A 17422-nucleotide genomic window follows, 5' to 3' on the forward strand; every position below is an offset into this window, starting at 1 on the left:
ACAGTCATGTTGTTCTGTCAGTATCGCTGTGGCGGTGTGCCCGACCGGGTGCGCCGAGACTGTCTTCCGGTGCTCCGGAGGGCTTGCGCAAGGAGAGTCATGACGTCGGACGAGCAGGGAGCCGGGCCCGTCGAGGTTGCGGGCGAGTCGGTCGGAATCGATGAAGCCGCAGCTCAGGAGTGTTTCGAGCAGCTGGCAGCGGTGAAGGACTCCATCCTGGAGGGCGTCATCACGCCCTGGTAGGGCGGGCCGCGGCCATCATCGTGACTGGCTTTATTGACTCCTGAGTGATGGTCATGGTTATGTTCTCTCGCTGCCGCCGAGAAAGCGCGGCGGACGGGACGACCGAGAGGTGTCCCGGCCACCCCCTCACCCCTGGAGAGGAGGAAAACACCATGGTTCGCAACCACAAGGTCGGCCTGCGTCCGCGTCTGGACAAGGTCAACGTCCGCGCCGGCAAGTAATGCCGTCGCCGGCCGGGGTGACCCGGGCGCACAGCCGCCCGGGCACCCCGGCCCGCACCGCCCCCGGCGGCGCCGCGGTGCGCGGCGCCCCCCGCCCACGACGGGATGCACCGTGATCGAAACCCCCTGGACCGGCGGCGTCCCCGTCCTGGTCGAGCACCAGCCGCACCTGCGCACCACCAGCCTCGCCGTCGCCCTCGGCCACGGCGCCCGGCACGACCCGGCGGACGCCGCCGGCACCGCGCACCTCCTGGAACACCTGGTGATGTCCGTCCCGCTCGCCGACGGCGTCCCGCTGTGCGAGCACATCGAGCGCCTCGGCGGCACCTGCAACGCCGCGACCGGGCCCGACTCCCTGGTGATCCACGCCCAGGTGCTCGACCAGGACGCCGAGCGCGTCGCCGAACTGGTCTGCCGGGCCCTGCTCCGCCCCGAACTCACCGGGCCCGCACTCGACGCCGAACGCCGGGTCGTCCTCCAGGAACTGGCCGCCGCCGCGGCCGACCCCGCCGACACCGTCCAGGACGCCTTCCTGGCGCGGCTGTTCGAGGGTCACCCGCTCGCCTCGCCGGTCGGCGGCCGCCCCGGGACGGTCGAGCGGATCGGCACCGAGGACCTCCGCACCGCGCACCGCACCGCCCTCGCCACCGCGCCGCTCGCCGTCGCCGTGGTCGGCGGCCTGCCCGCCGACCGGATCGCCGCCGCGCTGGAGGCCGGCGGCCTGCGCGACCTGCCCGCCGTCGCCCCGACCGGCCCGGACGGACCCGACCGCCCCGGACCCGTCCGCCCGGGGCAGGCCGACGCCTGGCCCGAGGAGTTCTGCTGGCTGCTGGCCGGCGGCCGCGCCCCGCACGCCACCGACCCGCGGCGGCACGCCCACACCGTCCTCGCCCACCTGCTCGGCGCCAGCCCGGCCTCCCTGCTGTACGCGCGGCTGCGCAACGAGGACGGCCTCGCCTACTCCTTCCGCTCCTGGTCGCGCAGCTACCGCGACACCGGTGCCTGGCGGATGCTGGCCGGCGCCGAGCCGGAGAACGCCCCCAAGGTGCTCGACGCCTTCCGCGAGGTGCTCGCGCAGACCGCGGACGGCCGGGCCGGGCAGGAGGCCGTCGAGGCCGCCGTCCACCAGGCCGTGGTGGAGGCGGTGCTCACCGCCGAGTCCCCGCTGGACCGCGCCGTCACCCTCGCCGAGCGCCGCGCCCTCACCGGGACGGACCTCGACCCGGACGAGGAGATCGCCGCCCTGCGCGGAGTGACCGGGGCCCAGGTCGCCGCCGCCGCACGGGAGCTGGCCGAGGGCCTGGTCGTCGTCGTCCGCCCGGAGGCGGCGTGAACACCGCCCCCGGCCAGGCCGCCGCCGACCGTGCCGCGGCCGGCCAGGACCTGTTCGCCGTCCGTCCCGGCTACCTGGCGGCCGCCGAGGACGCCGGCCTGCTGCACCGCCTCGACGGCCTGCCGGTGGTCGCCGGCCCGTACACCGACCCGCTCACCGGCGAGGCGCAGTGCCTGGTCGAACACGCCGACCCGGCGCTGCTCGCCGACCCCGGCCGGCTGCTCGCCGAGCTGTTCGCACGTCACCCCGACTGCACCGCCGCCGTGCTGCGCACCCCCGCCGGCACCCCCGGCGACCCTCGGCTGCACCCGCTGATCAGCTACCTCCACCTCACCCCGGAGGCCGCCGCGGGGGCCGCCGCCCGGGCCGCGGCCCCCGCCGTCCGGATCACCGAGGACGACGGGGAGCACCGCGGCCTCGTCCGCGGCTGGCTGGCGACCGCGGTCTCCGGCGCCCAGGCCGACCTGGGCGCGGAGGTGGCCGAGGAGGCCGTCCGCGCGGCGGTCGAGGAGATCCTGCGGACGCCGGCCCGGCGGACCTGGCTCGTCTGGGCCGACGGCCACGACCGTCCGATCGGCCACGCCACCACCGTCACCGACGCCGAGGACGACGCCGCGGGCACCCCGTTCGTCGACCTGGTGGACATCCTGATCGAGGAGCCCGCGCACGTCCCGGCCGCCCAGCCCGCGCTGGTGGCCGTCGCCGCCGCCGAGGCCGCCCGGCGCGGGCTGCCGCTCGTCGGCCACGTCTGCCACCACCGCACCGGACCCGGCCTGCCCCCCGACCCCGGCACCGCGGTGGTCGCCGCCCTGCGCCGCCACGGCTGGCAGGAGTCCTACGGCTACCGCCGCGCCGACCGCCCTCAGGGGCGCCCCTGAGGAGCTGCCCCGACCCGGGCACCCGTCCGTGCCGACCGCCCCTTGGAGACGTCATGTCCGCCGATCCGCAGTCCGACTTCCCGCTCACGCTGCCGTTGCTCCACGAGCTGCTCGGCACCGACCCCGAGGACGGGGTCCGGCCGCTGCTCGCCGCCTCGCGGCGGGTCCGCGGCGTGCTCGCCCCGCTCGTCCTCTCGCTCGCGGCGCGGGACGGCGTCCCGATGGGCACCGGCTCGCGCGGCGAACTCGACCGGATGCTCCGCCGCGCCGCGCACTACCGCGAACTCGCCGAGCACGTCGCGGGGGTGGAGGGGCTGCGGGTGATGAAGGGGCCGTCGCTGGCCCGGTACTACCCGGACGGGCTGCTCCGCCCGCCCGGCGACCTCGACCTGGTCGTCCCCGACGAGACGGCGCTCTGGCAGGCCGTCGCCCTGCTCGGCGGCCGGCAGGCCTTCGAGGGCGCCGTCTACACCGAACTCCGCCAGGACGGCGTCGACCACCGCTTCGTCGGCCTCTGGTGGCACGGCGAGGACCCGCTGCTGGACCACGAGGCCGAGGTGGAGGTGGCCACCTTCGCCTTCGCCGGCGAGTCCGGCATCGTCCCGGTGCGGGCCGCGCTGCCCGCCGACCGGGTGCACGCGGACCTGCTCGCGCTCGCCGAGGAGCGGTTCCAGCGCCCGTTCACCGTCCGGGACTCCGTCGACCTGGCGCTCGTCCTCAGTTCGCCGCTCGCGCCCGCGCCCGGCCCGCTCGCGGACGCCGCGGCCGCCCACTGCCTCGCCCCCGAACTGCTCGAACTCTGCGAGCTCACCGCCGGACGGCCCGGCCTCGGGGAGGCCGTCCCGGCCGCGCTGACCACCGCCCTGCGCGAGCCCGCCGCGGCCGAACTGCACCGCCGCGCCGCCCTGTCGGCACCCGCGGACCTCGCGGAGTCCGCCGGGGGAGCCGAGGAGCGGCTCGCCGCCGGCCGCACCATCCACGGCCTGCCGCTGACCGCGCTGCGCGACGGCGCCCCCCGCGCCGCCGTGCACCACCGCTTCGACGGCGGGCTGATCTCGCGGACCCCGGTCGCCGACTTCCTGATGGCCACCGGTGAACTCGTCGACCCGGCCTGCCACGCCCGGGCGCTCGACGAGCTCGACCGGCTCGACGCCTGGCCCGCCGCGGCCGGCACCGGGGGGCGGTGAACCGTGGCCGTCGTGGAGACCGACCGGCTCGGCCGGACGTTCACGGCCCGGCGCGGACGCCGGGTCACCGCCCTCGAAGGCGTCACCCTCACCGTCGAACGCGGCCAGGTGCTCGGCCTGCTCGGGCCGAACGGCGCCGGCAAGACCACCCTCTCGCGGATCCTCACCACCCTGCTGCTGCCGACCTCCGGCACGGCCCGGGTGGCCGGCCACGACGTCGTCCGCCGGCCCCGCGAGGTGCGCCGCCGGATCGGCCTGGTGCTCGGCGGCGACCGCGGCCTCTACGGCAGGCTGACGGCACGTCAGAACCTGTCGTACTGGGCGGCCCTGCAGGGCCTGGACGCGCGCGCCGCCGAACGGCGCACCGGCGAACTCCTGGAACGCCTCGGGCTCGCCGCCCGCGCCGGCGACCGGGTGGAGACCTTCTCCCGCGGGATGGTGCAGCGGGTCCACCTCGCCCGGGCGCTGCTCGGCGACCCCGAGGTGCTGATCATGGACGAGCCGACCAACGGCATGGACCCGCACTCGGCGGCCGGCTTCCGGACTCTCGTCCGCGAACTGCGGGACGCCGGCACGACCGTCCTGCTCACCACACACGACATGCACGAGGCGCAGGCGCTCTGCTCCCACCTCGCGCTGATCGACCACGGCACGATCCTCCGGCAGGGCGCGGCCGACACCCTGCTCGCCGAGGTCTCCGCCCGGCGCACCGTCACCGCCACCGGCGTCCCGCCGCACGCCGCCGAGGCCCTCGCGGGGCTGCCCGGCGCCGAGGTCGAGCGCGGGCCGGGCGGGTCGGTCACCGTCCGCCCGGACGGCGCCGAGGCGCTGACCCGGGTGCTCGCCGTGCTCGTGGAGGCCCGTGCCGAGGAGATCTCCGTCGCCGCACCCGGCCTCACCGAGGTCTACCGATCCGTCATCGAGGACCGGGAGTTCGTCGTTTGATCGCCGCCGCCCGGATGCAGGCCGTCCTGATCCTCCGCTCGCCCGACCTGCTCGCCACGCTCGCCGTCATCCCGCTGTACTCCCTGGTGTTCTTCACCGCGCTCGTCCACCACCACCGGGAGTCGGCGGCCACCACCGTCGCCCTGACCGCCTTCCTGATGAGCCTGTGGTCGCACGCCGTCTTCGTCGCGGCCGAGACCGTCGACACCGACCGCCGGGAGGGCACCCTGGAGCCCTCGCTGCTCACCCCCGGCCGCTACCTCGCGGCGCTGGCCGTCCGGGTCGGCACCACCACCGCGCTCGGACTGCCCGTGCTCGCCGAGGTGCTGCTGATCGGCCGCTTCGGGTTCGGCCTGCCCGTCCGGATCGCCGAGCCGGGGCTCTGCCTCCTGGTGGCCGTGCTGACGGCGCTCGGAGTCGCCGCGACCGCCCTGCTGATCAGCGGGGTGATGATCCTCGTCCGCGGGGCCCGGGCCCTGCAGAACGCGCTCACCTACCCGTTCTACCTGCTGGCCGGGCTGATCGTGCCGATCGGGGTGCTGCCGGGGCCGGTCCGGGCCGTCGCCCGCTGCTTCTTCCTCGCCCACGGCGCCCAGTTGCTGCGCGACGCCGCCGCCGGCACCGCGCAGGCCGCCGGCCCGCGGGTCGCCCTGCTCGCCGCCCTCGTCGCCGTGCACCTGCTGCTCGGACTGCTCGTGCTGCGCCGCGTCCTGGCGTCCGTCCGCTCCGGAGAGGTGGCCCTCCATGCCTGAGCGCCGCAGCACCGCCGCCGCCCTGTCGACCGCCCTGCGGCAGTTCGGGCACGGGCTGCTCAGCAGCCACCAGGACTACCGGGCCATGTTCACCTGGCGCTCCTGGGCGGGCGGCTGGCTCGTCCGACTGCTCTGCCAGGTGCTCTTCTTCGCGACCCTCGGCACCCTGCTGGGCTCCGCGCAGGCCACCGGCGAGATCGCCTTCGGCAACGCGGCCGCCCTCGGGCCGCTCGCCGCGCTCGGCGTGGTCTCCTCGACCGTCGGCGAACGGCGCTCCGGCACCCTGGAGTTCCTGCTCGTCACCCGGGCGAACCCCTTCCTGGTGCTGGCCTCCCGCGGCCTGCACTGGGTGCTGGACGGCATGCTCACCTCGTCCGTCGCCCTCGCCGTCGTGCCGCTGCTGCTGCCGGTGCCGCTGCACCCGTCCGCCCTGCCCGCCGTCTTCGCCGTCAACCTGCTGGTCTCCCTAAGCAGTTACTGCCTGGCGCTGACGCTCGCGGGGATCGCCCTGCGCCACCCCGAGGCCCGGATGTACCTCACGGCCGGGACGACCATCGGCTACCTGCTGCTCTGCGGCATCACCACCCCCGTGCCGCAGCACGGCCTGCCCGCCCAGCTGGCGGAGGTCCTGCCGATCACGCACGGCCTCGCCCTGATGCGCACCCTCGCCGCCGGCGGCCCCTTCTCGTACGGGCCGCTGTTCGCCGAGGCGGCGGTGGCCCTGCTCTGGGGCGTCGCCGCGCACCTCACCCTCGGCCTCGCGCTGCGCCGGGCCGTCCGCACCGGCAGCCTGGTGCTGCACTGAGGGCGGCCGGCGCCGGGCGGTCAGCCGCAGTGCACGGCGCGGTTGCCGAGCGAGCGGGTGGTGGCGGTCTGTCCGGCCCAGGTGATGCTGCCGGAGCCGTTGATGCAGGTCTTCACCGCGGCCACCCGCACCGGGCCGGCGAACTTGGCGAAGCTGCCCTGGTCCGTGACGGTGGTGCCGGCGACCTTGCTGCAGCTCGCCGCCGCCGTGGTCTGCGTGCACTTGCTGATGCTCGCGCTCACCGCGGAGGCCGTCCCGTAGCCGCTGTTGACCGTCTTGATCGTGGCGGCGCAGTTCTTGCCGCTCGCCGCGTCGAACCAGACGTAGAAGTAGCCGAACACCACGCCGGACGCGGTGGTCACCGGGTAGCTGTCGGTCAGGCCGCCGCTGCAGCCGTACGTCCCCGCCGAGGTCGCCGGGGACGGCGGCACCTTGGTCGGCCCCGCGGTGGCCGGGGCGGTGGGGGCGGTGCCCGGGGCGGTCGTCGCACCGGGCGGGCCGCCGGCGGTGGCCGGCGCGCCGGGGGTGGCACCGGCCGGGGTGCCGGGGCTTGCGCTCGCGCCGGCTGCCGCCGTGGCCGAGCCGGACGCCGCGGCCCTGGACGGACCCGTCCCGGTGGTGTTCTCCACGGGCGCGTCGCCGTCGGAGCCGGCGTCGCCGTAGGCCGGGACGGCGTGCGCGGAGGTGCCGGCCGCCGAGGGCCGTCCGCCCCCGGAGCCGCCCTGCGAACCCACCGCCCAGGTGATCCCCGAGACCAGCGCCAGGGCCAGCGCGGCACTGCCCGCCACCAGGCCCGCCCGGCGGCCGGCGGAGCCCTGCCACCAGGAGGTCCGGCGGTCCTCCTCCCAGCCGTCGACGTCCGACAGCGCCGGTGCGGGCGGCTGCGCCGCGGGGGAGAAGGCAGTGGGGGAGAAGGCGGCAGGGGCGGAGACGGCAGGGGAGGCGGCGGCCGCGGCGGGGAAGGCGGCGTGCGGTGCGGCGCCGGTGGTCCCGCCGGCGGCGGCCCGTGCCGGTCCGCTGCCGGCGGCCGCGATCTCCGGTGCGAGCGCGTCGAGTCGGGCGATTACCGCGTCGGCGTTGGCCGGGCGCTCCTCCGGCGCCTTGGCGAGCAGCTGCAGCACCAGCTCGTCCAGCCCGGCCGGGACACCCGGCTCGCGGCGGCTCGGTGGCGCCGGGGCCTCCCGCAGGTGCGCGCCGAACTGCACGGTCGGCTCGCGGTGCCCGAACGGCGGCGCGCCGGTGAGCAGTTGGTACAACAGGCAGCCCACCGCGTAGAGGTCGCTGCGCGCGTCGACCTGCTCGGCGCCGCGCACCGCCTCCGGGGACATCCACGGCACGGCGGCCAGCGCACCGGCCGGACCGCTGCCCGGCTGCCCGCCCGGCGGTCCGTCGACCGCCAGTCCCGGCAGCTTGACCGTGCCGTCCGGGGTGAGGACGAGGTGGGCCGGGCGGAGGTCCCGGTGCACGGCGCCGGCTGCGTGCGAGGCGGCCAGGCCGGCGCAGATCTGCCGGGTCCACTCGGCGGCGCGGGCGGTGCCGGGTGCGCCGTCGGCGGCGAGGACGTCCTCCAGGGTGCGGCCGTCGACCTGCTCCAGGACGGCGTAGACGGTGCCGCCCGCCGGGTCGGTGCCCGCGTCCAGCACCGTCACCAGGTGGGGGTGCTCCGGCCGTTCGGCCGCGGCACGGGCCGCCGCCGCGAGCCGCTCGGCCTCCTCCGGCGCGGTGCCCGGCCCGGCCAGGACGGCAGCCTCCACCGGCACGCCGAGCTGCCGGTCGTACGCCCGCCACCGCTCGGCCGCCCCCGTCGGGCTCAGCCGCTCCAGCAGTTCGTAGCGCTCACCCAGCAGCTGTCCCTGCACGCCAACGTCCTTCCGTCCCGGGCCGACCGGCCGCCCGGCACATCGGACGGCCGGTCAAGAACCTAGCGGCATCCCGCATTCGCGGCGCACCCGGTGCCCCCTCCGGCCGCGGCCCGGCGGCGCCAGTGGAGGAGCTGCGCGCGCCCTGTGAACGGCCGGCTCCCGGTCAGCCCTTCCAGACGCCCTTGAACAGCGCGAGTTCGAGGAGGTCCGGCCGTCCGGCGGGCCAGGCCGGGCAGTCGGCGGCGAGCCGGTCGGCGGCGGCGTGCATCCACTCCAGGTAGATGCGGTAGCGGTGGGGTGTCCACCCGCCGGCGGACCACGTCCAGCGGGCGACGGCCTCGGTGTCCGGCAGCCCGGCGCCGCCGCCCGTCCGGACGGCGAGGGCGCGCAGTGCCGCCGCCACCCGGGAGTCCAGGACGAGCGGCAGCGGGCCCGGGACGGCGTCCTCGCGGGCGAGCCCGGCGAAATGGAGGAACTTGGTGAAGAACGCGGGACCCAGCCCGGGGACCGCCCCGTCCAGCCTCCGGTAGCCGGCGACCGCCCCTTCGGAGATCAGCGCCGCCACGGCGCCAGCCAGCGCCCCGCCCGTCGCCGGGTGCGCGAGGATCCGGGCGAGCACGGCCGGCCCGCGCCACGGCCGGCTGCCCCGGCCCCAGACGTACGGCACGACCAGCGCCTCCTCCCACCGCCCGCCGTCCAGCGCCGCCCCGACGGCCCGCCGGACCTGCGACCGGCTCACCCGCACGACCCCCGTCGAGCCCCTCGCCCCGAGCACCTCCGGCCACGGCCCGATGCCCGCCCAGTGCGCGGGCACGCAGTCCACCGCGTGCACCCCGCTGCCCACCGCCCCCGCGAGCGCGGCCCCCTCGTCCCCCGCCACCCAGACACCCAGCGCCGCCCGCACCTCCGCCGGCAGCAGTACCTCCCGCATCACCGCGTCCAACCGGTCCGCCGCCACCTGCTTCGCCGCACTCGTGCCCTTGTGCATGGCCGGAGCCTAGGTGGGCAGGTGCGGGGGTGTGGTGGGCTTCGGGTAATCCGTTGCCGTGGGTCCGGGGGTGGGCGGAGACTGACGCGGTGCCGGGCCGGGACCGGAGGGACTGCTGCGCGGGAGTGTGGGGCATGACGGGTGTGGTGCCGAAGTTGCCTGCGGGGTACCGGGGACGGGCGGCGTGCGCCGAGGACGCGCCGGTGATCCACGGGCTGGTGGCGGCGTGCGAGGACGAGCTGTACGGGCAGGTGGAGACGGATCCGGGCGGGGTGGCGGCGGACCTGGCCCGGCCGGGGATGGATCTGGGCGCGGACACGGTGCTGGTGCACGACGCGCAGGGCCGGCCGGCGGCGCGGGCCTGGGTCGACCGGCGGTCGGAGGTGGACGTGCACCCGGAGCACCGGGGCCGGGGCCTCGGTGCCGCCCTGCTGGACTGGGCGGAGGCGCGCGCCCGGCAGACGGGGACCGGGCGGATCGTGCAGACCGTCCCGGACTCCGACGCGGGGGCCGTGGCGCTGGTCCGCTCCCGCGGTTACGGGCCGCTGGTGCGGGCCTGGCTGCTGGAGTTCGACATGCCGCAGGAGCCGGGGCTGCCGCAGGCCCCGGCGGGCGTCACCGTCCGGCCGTTCGGGCCGGAGGACGGCCCGGCGGTGCACCGGCTGACCGAGGACGCCTTCGCCGAGTGGCAGCCGCGCCGCAAGGAGTACGAGGAGTGGGCGCAGCACACCGTGGAGCGGCCGACGTTCGCCCCGGCGATGTCCTCGCTGGCCTTCGTCGACGGGCAGGTCGTCGGTGCCGTCCTCGCGCTGGACCTCCCCGACACCCGGGACGGGTACGTGGAGCGGGTCGCGGTGCACCGGGACCACCGCAACCGCGGGATCGCGCGGCTGCTGCTGCGGCACTCCTTCCTGGCGTTCCACCGGGCGGGCCGGCGCTCCTGCACGCTGTGGACGCACTCGGGCACCGGCGCCCTCGGCCTGTACGAGCGGGTGGGCATGACGGTGCGGCGCAGTGCGACGACCTTCGTGAAGGACCTGTCGGAGGGCGCGGACGGGCCGCCGCGGGACTGAACCCCGGGGCGGGCCGGGCAGCTTACGGGGTTCTTACCGCCGGGCCGCGGACGTGGTGCGGGCCGCGGGCGGGGCGGTACCTCTGGAGGTGGCCGCCGTCCGACGCACCCCTGGGAGAGACCGTGAAGTTCCGTGCACCGCTGCGCCGCAGGCCCGCCCGGCGGGTGACCGTGTCCCTGGCCGTGCCGGTGCTGGTCGCCGCCGGATTCGGGCTGTACCTGTTCGCGCCGTGGAAGGCGTTCACCAGCACGGCGGTGGACGAGGCGCTGCCGTCCGCCCCCGCGAGCCGGGCTGCCGCCTCCGCGGCGTCCATGGCCCCGGCGGCGCCTGCGGCCCCCGTCGACCTGGCGCGGGGCGGCTTCGTCTCCGGGGAGCACCCCACCACCGGGACGGCCCGGCTGGTGCGGCTGCCCGACGGCACGGTGGTGCTGCGGCTGGAGGGGCTGCGGACCTCGGACGGCCCGGACGTCCGGGTGTACCTGTCGGCGCTGCCCGCCGCCCAGTCGCGGCTGGACTCGCTCGGCGAGGGCGCGGTCGAACTCGACCGGCTCAAGGGCAACCTCGGGAACCAGAACTACACCGTGCCGGCCGGCACCGACCTGGACCGGGTCCGCAGCGCGGTGATCTGGTGCCACCGCTTCTCGGTCGGCTTCGGCGCCGCCGACCTCGCCCGGACCTGAGCCCGTGCCGGACCTGAGCCCGTGCCGGACCGGCCCGGTCGACCGGCACGGCGAGGGCGTGCGTCGGACCCGTGACCGGGGCGGGGCACTCTGACAGGCTGGGCGGCGACCCACCGGCCCGCCCGTCGACCGGCCAGTTCCGGCGTCCTGGCGGGTCCCGACCGGAAGGCCCGCCCGTGACCGCAGACCTCACCGCCCGGGAGGCCGCCGCGCTGGCGGCCGTCGACGAGGCGGCCGTCGCCCGGACCCTGCTCGACCTGATCGCGATCCCCAGCGTGACCGGCAGCGCCGCCGAGTCGGAGATCCAGCACCACCTCGCCGGCCTGCTCGACGGCCTGGGTCTGGAGACCGACCTGTGGTCGATGGACCTGCCCGCGCTGCGGGCGGACCCGGACTTCCCCGGCACGGAGGCGCCGCGCGAGGAGGCCTGGGGGCTGGTGGCCGGCACCGGCGGCGACGACGGGCCGACGGTGGTGCTGCAGGGGCACGTGGACGTGGTGCCGCCGGGCGACGCCGCGCAGTGGGTCGGCGACCCGTTCGTGCCGCGGGTGGCCGGGGACGTGGTGCACGGCCGCGGCGCCTGCGACATGAAGGCCGGTCTGGTGGCGCACCTCGCTGCGCTGGCGGCGATCCGGGCGAGCGGGGCCCGGCTGCGGGGGCGGGTGGCGGTGCACTTCGTGGTCGGCGAGGAGGACGGCGGGCTCGGGGCGTTCGGCACCCTGCGGCGCGGGTACACCGGCGACGCGTGCCTGATCACCGAGCCGACCGGCGGCACCCTGGTGACGGCCAACGCCGGTGCGCTGACCTTCCGGATCGAGGTGCACGGCCGGGCCGCGCACGCGAGCACCCGGAACGAGGGGGTGAGCGCCGTCGACGCCTACCTGCCGGTCCACGCCGCGCTGGCCCGGCTGGAGGCCGCCCGCAACCACGATCCGGACCCGCTGATGGCGGAGTACCCGATCCCGTACGCGCTGTCGGTGGGGAAGGTCCGGGCGGGGGACTGGGCGAGCAGCGTGCCGGACCGGCTGGTCGCGGAGGGGCGGCTCGGGGTGCGGCTGGGGGAGGACCCGGCGGCGGCGATGGCGGCCCTGGAGGAGTGCGTGGCCCGGGCCTGCGCGGCGGACCCGTGGCTGCGGGAGCACCCGGCCTCGGTGACCTGGCCGGGCGGGCTGTTCGCGAGCGGCCGGCTGCCGGCCGGGCATCCGCTGGGCGGGCTCGTGCGGGCGGCGCACGCGGACGCGGTGGGCGGGCCCGCGCTGCGCGAACGGGGTGCACCGTACGGCAGCGACCTGCGGCTGTACGCGGCGGCGGGGGTGCCGACGCTGCAGTTCGGGCCGGGGGACGTCCGGGTGGCGCACAGTCCGCGGGAGCAGGTGTCGGTGCGGGAGACGGCGGAGGTGGCGCGGACGCTGGTGCTGGCGGTGCTCCGCGCGGTCGGCGCGGACTGACGGGCCGCTTGCGGCAGGAAACCGATCGGTTTACCTTGGTGGAAACCGATCGGTTTCCTATGAGGGGAGAATCCCGTGACCGCGATCAAGGGCGCAGCCGTCCTCGTCACCGGCGGCAGCCGCGGCATCGGCCGGGCACTGGTGGAGGCGCTGTACGAACGCGGCGCCGCCAAGGTCTACGCGACCGCGCGCGACCCGCGGACGGTCACCCACCCCGAGGCCGTCCCGCTGGCACTGGAGGTCACCGACCCGGCGTCCGTCGCGGCCGCCGCCGCCCGCGCCCGGGACGTCACCGTCCTGATCAACAACGCCGGCGCCGCGGTGAACGCGTCCTTCCTGGACTCCCCGGTGGAGGACGTCCGCCGCGAGTTCGAGACCAACTTCTACGGCCCGCTGCTCACCGCCCGCGCCTTCGTCCCGGTGATCGAGCGCAACGGCGGCGGCCACCTCCTCAACGTCCACTCGGTGCTGTCCTGGATCGGCCTGGCCGGCTCCTACAGCGCCTCCAAGGCGGCCCTCTGGTCGCAGACCAACTCGCTGCGCCTGGAGTTGAAGCCGCGCGGCATCCACGTGACCGGCCTGCACGTCGGCTACGTCGACACCGACCTGACCGCCGGCGTCACCGCCCCCAAGGCGGACCCGGCCGAGGTGGCCCGCCAGGCCCTGGACGGCATCGAGTCCGACGCCCACGAGGTCCTCGCCGACGACCTCTCCCGCCACGTCAAAGCCGCCCTCGCCGGCGACCTCGCCGCCCTCTACCCCCAACTCGCCGCCTGACGCCCGCCCGTGGCCGTGCGGGACGTCAGACCGGGAGGAGGCGGGCGACGAGGTCGGTGAGGCGGCGGGCGTTGCGGCAGGGGTGCATCTCGACGGCGGTGGCGTAGGCGAGGGCTGCGGAGTCGCCGGTGCCCCAGAGGGCGGGTTGTTCGGGGTTGAGCCAGATCACCCGGCGGGCGCGGTCGGCGATGCGTTGCAGGGCGGGCAGGTTCGGGTCCCAGCCGTTGGTGCGGGCGTCGCCGAGGACGAGGACGGCGGTGCGCGGGCCGACCGCGTCGAGGTGGCGTTCGGCGAACTCGCCGAGGGCGGCGCCGTAGTCGCTGCTGCCGTGCCAGCCGGCCACCGCGGCCTCGGTGAGGATGCGGTGGCCGAGTCCGGCCGGGTCGGTGTCGCCGGCGACCAGCCGGGTCACCTCGTCGGTGCGGTTGACGAAGGCGAACACCCGGACCCGGGTGAACTGGTCGCGCATCGCCCGCACCAGCAGCATGGTGAACTGCGCGAAGCCCGCCACCGAGCCGGAGACGTCGCAGAGCAGCACGATCTCCGGGCGGGCCGGGCGGCGCTGCCGGTACGCGGGCCGCATCGGCACCCCGCCGGTGGAGAGCGAGCGCCGCAGCGTGCGCCGCAGGTCGATCCGGCCGTGGGCGGCGCGGCGGCGGCGGGCGGCCAGCCGGGTGGCCAGTTTGCGGGCCAGCGGTTGGACGGTGCGCCGCAGTTCGGCGAGCTGGTCGGGTCCGGCGGCGAGGAAGTCGACCCGGTCCGGGGCGGGGGCGACGGCGCGTTCGGCGATCCGCTCGGTTCCGCGCAGTTCGGCGACCCGGCGGCGCGCCTCGGTGCCGACCTGGGCGCCGAACTCCCGGATGCGCCGCCGGACTTCGTCCTCCGCCAGTCGGTCGGCGAGCCCGTCGTCCGCCCGGTCGGCCGTCCCGGTGCGCAGGGCGGCGAGCACCCGGGCGAGCAGGGTCTCCGGCTGCAGGAGGCCGAGGGTCTGGTAGGCGGACCAGCCGTCCGTGCCGGGCGGGGTGCCGTAGCGGCCGAGGGCCTCGACGGCCTCACCGGCGATCCGGGCGCCCGCCGCCCGGTCTCCCGCGGCCAGTGCCTCGGCGAGCCGGTCGCGCAGCTCGGCGACGACCGCGGGCCGGTCCACGGGCAGGTCCGGCGGCTGCCCGGCGCCGTGCGGGGTGCCGACGCCGAGCGGGAAGAAGAGGTCGAACACGGCGTCGAACACGGCTCGTTGGCCGCCGGCGCGCAGCAGCACCGCGGCCAGACCCTCCCGGACCTGCTCCCGGTCGGCGAGTCCGAGCACGGCCAGGGCGGCCGCCGCGTCGGCGGTCTCGCCGGGGCCGATCCGCAGGCCGTGGCCGCGCAGCGCCTGGACGAGGCGGGTGAGCCGGGCCGCGAGGTCGGGCGGGTCCGTGCGGGTGGCCGGGGCCTGTGGGCCGGTCACGCGGGTGCCAGCTTCTCGGCGGCCTTGAGCAGGTCGTCCTGGTGCTTGAGGACCACGCCGAGGGTGTCGCGGAGGACGGCGCCGTCGAGCGTCCCGGCGCCGAGGGCGAGCAGGGTGCGGGCCCAGTCGATCGTCTCGGCGACGGAGGGCGCCTTGCGCAGCTCCATGGCGCGCAGGGCGGCGACCACCCGGACGAGCGACCCGGCGAGCACCGCGTCCAGGCCGGGCACCTTGAGCCGGACGATCCGCTGCTCCAACTCGGTGTCGGGGAAGTCCAGGTGGAGGAAGAGGCAGCGGCGGCGGAGGGCCTCGGAGAGTTCCCGGCTGGCGTTGGAGGTGAGGACGACGAAGGGGCGGCGGGCCGCCCGGATGGTGCCGAGCTCGGGCACGGTGATCTGGAAGTCGCTGAGCACCTCCAGCAGCAGCCCCTCCACCTCGACGTCGGCCTTGTCGGTCTCGTCGATGAGCAGCACCGTGGGCTCCTCGCTGCGGATCGCGGTGAGCAGCGGCCGGCTGAGCAGGAACTCCTCGCCGAAGACGTCGGTGCGGGCCTCGTCCCAGCTCTCGTCGCGGCCGGCGGTGATCCGCAGCAGCTGCTTGGCGTGGTTCCACTCGTAGAGCGCGCGGGCCTCGTCGATGCCCTCGTAGCACTGCAGCCGGACGAGCCGGGCGGCGCCGAGCCGGGCGACGGCCTTGGCGAGTTCGGTCTTGCCGGTGCCCGCCGGGCCCTCGACGAGCAGCGGCTTGCCGAGCCGGTCGGCGAGGAAGACGGTGGTGGCGACGGCGGGGGAGGCGAGGTAGCCGACCTCGGCGAGCCGGGCCGCGACCTCGTCGACCGAGTCGAAGAAGCCCGTTCCGACCGGGGTTCCGTCCGTGCCGTGCATGCTCGACTCCCTCGGGTGCCTGACCGTGCAGGGCATGTTACCCGCGAGTCACTTCTGGCGGAACGGTCTGCGGCCCCCGGCCCGCGGCAGGGGCTCGGCGCATCCCGGCCGCGTCCAGCAGGAGGGCCGCCGTCGGCACCGCCAGGCCGGCCAGTGATTCCCCGGCCGCCCCGGCCCGGGCGCTCGCGCCGTCGAAGACCAGCGTCAACTGCCGTGCCAGCAGCGCGGGATCGGCGGCGCCGCCGCGCTCGGCCTCGGCCCGGAAGAAGTCGGTGAGCGCCTGCTTGACCCGGGCGGCGACCGCGCTCGCCGGGTGCGTCCCGTCCTTCAGTTCGACCTGCACGGCCAGGTACGGGCAGCCGCGGTAGTCCTCGGCGCGGGAGAGCTCCTCCAGCCGCTCGAAGACGTGCAGCACCCGGGCCCGGGGCGGGCGCGGGTCGTCCGCCGCGGGCAGCAGCAGCGACGCGTACCCGGGCGCGCGGCGCTCCAGGGCGGCCGCCATCACCTCGTCCTTGCTGTCGAACAGCTGGTACATGGACCGCTTGGACACCCCCGCGGCCTTGCACAGCGCGTCGATGCCGGTGCCCACGCCCTCCCGGTAGAAGAGCTCGGTCGCGGCGTCGAGCAGCCGGTCGCGCGGGGAGGGCTTCGCCTGGGTGTCCATGCCGCCGAGGCTACCGCCCGCGCCGCCGCGGGGAAACCGATCGGTGTACGGACCCGGCTCAGCGCAGCACGGCCTCCAGCAGGTCGCCGCCGAGCCGGGCGCTGGTGGCGAGGTCGAGCTCGTACAGCACGTAGCGGCCGCGGCGGCGGGTGGTCAGCAGCCCGGCCCTGCGCAGCACCGCGAGGTGGCGGGAGACCTCGGGGGCGGTGAGCTGCCAGGCGTTGGCGAGCTCGCCCGTGGTGTGCGGGCCGCGGGCGATCGTCCGGGCGAGCCGCAGCCGGACGGGGTGGGCCAGCGCCTCCAGCCGCTGCTGGACGAGCGCCAGCGACACCGGGTCGGTGCCGCCCGCCTCGGCGATCGGGTACTGCAGCACCGGCCGCCACCCGGCCGCGTACACCACCGGCAGGTGCGGCCGTCCGAAGGCGCTCGGGATGAACGTCACCCCGCCCGCCGCGACCGCACTGGTCGCGTTGTCCTGCAGCTTGTCGACGACGATCCGCCGCCGCCCCGGCTCCGCCTCGTCCAGCACGACCACCGGGGAGACCGCGGCCAGCGCCTCCGCCGGGCCGCGCCGGGCCAGCAGGTCGGCCTTCTGCCGGGCGTCCGCGGCCAGCGCGGGCAGCACCCGGCGCCAGGCGTCCGCGAAGAACGCCCGCTCGCAGTCCTCCAGCAGCCGGCGCACGGCCGCCCGCGCGGCCGGCGGATCGCCGAGCAGCCGGTCGGCGAAGGCCGCCTGCCGCGGCCCCCGGGCCGCCGCCAGGTCCCGCGCCCGCTCGGCCGCCACCGGGTCGACCAGCGGCGAACCCGCGGGCCGGTACGACAGCCGGGACGAACCGCAGGTGGTGACCAGCGCCGCTGCGGTGTACAGCTCGTCCTCCAGCCGGTCCACCGCGTCCAGTTCCTCCGCCAGCGTGGCACCCGGCAGGGCCGGGAAGAGGAAGTCGGCCCGCGAGGACCGCCACAGGAAGTCCGCCTCCAGCAGCCGGTCCGCCAGACCCGCGGGCAGCGCCCGGGTGGTGGCCGCCGCCCAGCCGTGCAGCTCGGGATGGTGCGCGGGCTCCGCGAGGACGTGCAGCATCGCGTTCAGCTCCGCCAGCGGGGACGGCGCGAACAGCAGCGCCTCGGCCGGCAGGCCGGTGACGTCGATGGTCAGACTCATGCCGGCGATCCTGCCATTCCGCCCCCGCCCGTCCGCCGACGGTTGACGGGGACCGTCAATCCGCGTGCCACCGCCA

General features: G+C 76.8%; 17 protein-coding genes. 11 read left to right on the top strand and 6 right to left on the bottom strand.

Translation table 11 applies throughout. The annotated features are described in order from the left end of the window. Positions 1 to 99 precede the first annotated feature (99 nt). The 7 genes from IE98_RS49110 to IE98_RS0116555 all read left to right on the top strand — a co-directional run bounded on the left by IE98_RS49110 (position 100) and on the right by IE98_RS0116555 (position 6364). On the top strand, positions 100 to 243 hold the full coding sequence (locus tag IE98_RS49110; RefSeq protein WP_159400935.1) for a hypothetical protein: 144 nt from the start codon (positions 100 to 102) through the stop codon (positions 241 to 243). Between the two features lie 333 nt (positions 244 to 576). Next, complete coding sequence (locus IE98_RS0116530; protein WP_030269602.1) at positions 577 to 1797, top strand: M16 family metallopeptidase; 1221 nt, start codon at positions 577 to 579, stop codon at positions 1795 to 1797. Continuing rightward, positions 1794 to 2675, top strand: a complete 882-nt coding sequence (locus IE98_RS0116535; RefSeq protein WP_030269605.1) for a hypothetical protein — start codon at positions 1794 to 1796, stop codon at positions 2673 to 2675. Before IE98_RS0116530 ends, IE98_RS0116535 begins: the two co-directional genes overlap by 4 nt. A gap of 53 nt (positions 2676 to 2728) precedes the next feature. Continuing rightward, positions 2729 to 3862 (top strand): hypothetical protein, encoded by a 1134-nt coding sequence (locus tag IE98_RS44650; RefSeq protein ID WP_030269607.1) that lies wholly within the window; start codon positions 2729 to 2731, stop codon positions 3860 to 3862. 12 nt (positions 3863 to 3874) lie between these two features. Further along, positions 3875 to 4807: an ABC transporter ATP-binding protein gene (locus IE98_RS0116545; RefSeq protein WP_199922921.1), complete on the top strand. Its 933-nt coding sequence runs from the start codon at positions 3875 to 3877 to the stop codon at positions 4805 to 4807. After that, entirely contained in the window at positions 4804 to 5559 is a 756-nt protein-coding gene (locus IE98_RS0116550) for an ABC transporter permease (RefSeq protein WP_030269611.1), read from the top strand. Before IE98_RS0116545 ends, IE98_RS0116550 begins: the two co-directional genes overlap by 4 nt. After that, the gene (locus IE98_RS0116555; protein ID WP_030269616.1) at positions 5552 to 6364 is read left to right on the top strand and encodes an ABC transporter permease; all 813 of its coding nucleotides are present in this window, start codon (positions 5552 to 5554) and stop codon (positions 6362 to 6364) included. Before IE98_RS0116550 ends, IE98_RS0116555 begins: the two co-directional genes overlap by 8 nt. A 20-nt stretch (positions 6365 to 6384) precedes the next feature. Here IE98_RS0116555 and IE98_RS44655 read toward each other — a convergent pair whose 3' ends face one another. Further along, positions 6385 to 8223, bottom strand: a complete 1839-nt coding sequence (locus tag IE98_RS44655) for a serine/threonine-protein kinase (protein WP_052390593.1) — start codon at positions 8221 to 8223, stop codon at positions 6385 to 6387. Positions 8224 to 8389: 166 nt separating this feature from the next. Continuing rightward, positions 8390 to 9214: a hypothetical protein gene (locus tag IE98_RS0116565; RefSeq protein WP_159400936.1), complete on the bottom strand. Its 825-nt coding sequence runs from the start codon at positions 9212 to 9214 to the stop codon at positions 8390 to 8392. A 203-nt stretch (positions 9215 to 9417) separates the two neighbouring features. Between IE98_RS0116565 and IE98_RS0116570 the strand changes: the two genes are divergently transcribed. From IE98_RS0116570 to IE98_RS0116585, 4 genes are all read left to right on the top strand, one after another. After that, on the top strand, positions 9418 to 10287 hold the full coding sequence (locus tag IE98_RS0116570) for a GNAT family N-acetyltransferase (protein ID WP_234443564.1): 870 nt from the start codon (positions 9418 to 9420) through the stop codon (positions 10285 to 10287). Between the two features lie 122 nt (positions 10288 to 10409). Then, a complete protein-coding gene (locus IE98_RS0116575) occupies positions 10410 to 10967 on the top strand; it encodes a DM13 domain-containing protein (protein WP_043174323.1) in 558 nt (185 codons plus the stop codon). 176 nt (positions 10968 to 11143) lie between these two features. Next, entirely contained in the window at positions 11144 to 12415 is a 1272-nt protein-coding gene (locus IE98_RS0116580) for an ArgE/DapE family deacylase (protein WP_030269625.1), read from the top strand. 75 nt (positions 12416 to 12490) lie between these two features. After that, a complete protein-coding gene (locus IE98_RS0116585; RefSeq protein WP_030269627.1) occupies positions 12491 to 13192 on the top strand; it encodes an SDR family oxidoreductase in 702 nt (233 codons plus the stop codon). 25 nt (positions 13193 to 13217) lie between these two features. Here IE98_RS0116585 and IE98_RS0116590 read toward each other — a convergent pair whose 3' ends face one another. From IE98_RS0116590 to IE98_RS0116605, 4 genes are read right to left on the bottom strand one after another with little or no spacing between them, the layout of a single operon-like run. After that, positions 13218 to 14639 (bottom strand): vWA domain-containing protein, encoded by a 1422-nt coding sequence (locus IE98_RS0116590; protein WP_030269629.1) that lies wholly within the window; start codon positions 14637 to 14639, stop codon positions 13218 to 13220. Beyond that, the gene (locus tag IE98_RS0116595) at positions 14636 to 15523 is read right to left on the bottom strand and encodes an AAA family ATPase (RefSeq protein WP_030269631.1); all 888 of its coding nucleotides are present in this window, start codon (positions 15521 to 15523) and stop codon (positions 14636 to 14638) included. Before IE98_RS0116595 ends, IE98_RS0116590 begins: the two co-directional genes overlap by 4 nt. Before the next feature lie 37 nt (positions 15524 to 15560). Then, the gene (locus IE98_RS0116600) at positions 15561 to 16187 is read right to left on the bottom strand and encodes a TetR/AcrR family transcriptional regulator (protein WP_052390594.1); all 627 of its coding nucleotides are present in this window, start codon (positions 16185 to 16187) and stop codon (positions 15561 to 15563) included. A gap of 58 nt (positions 16188 to 16245) precedes the next feature. Continuing rightward, a complete protein-coding gene (locus IE98_RS0116605) occupies positions 16246 to 17346 on the bottom strand; it encodes a DUF5937 family protein (protein ID WP_030269635.1) in 1101 nt (366 codons plus the stop codon). Positions 17347 to 17422 lie beyond the last annotated feature (76 nt).

The sequence above is a fragment of the Streptomyces sp. NRRL B-24484 genome (genome assembly GCF_000717715.1).
Taxonomy (GTDB): Bacteria; Actinomycetota; Actinomycetes; order Streptomycetales; family Streptomycetaceae; genus Kitasatospora.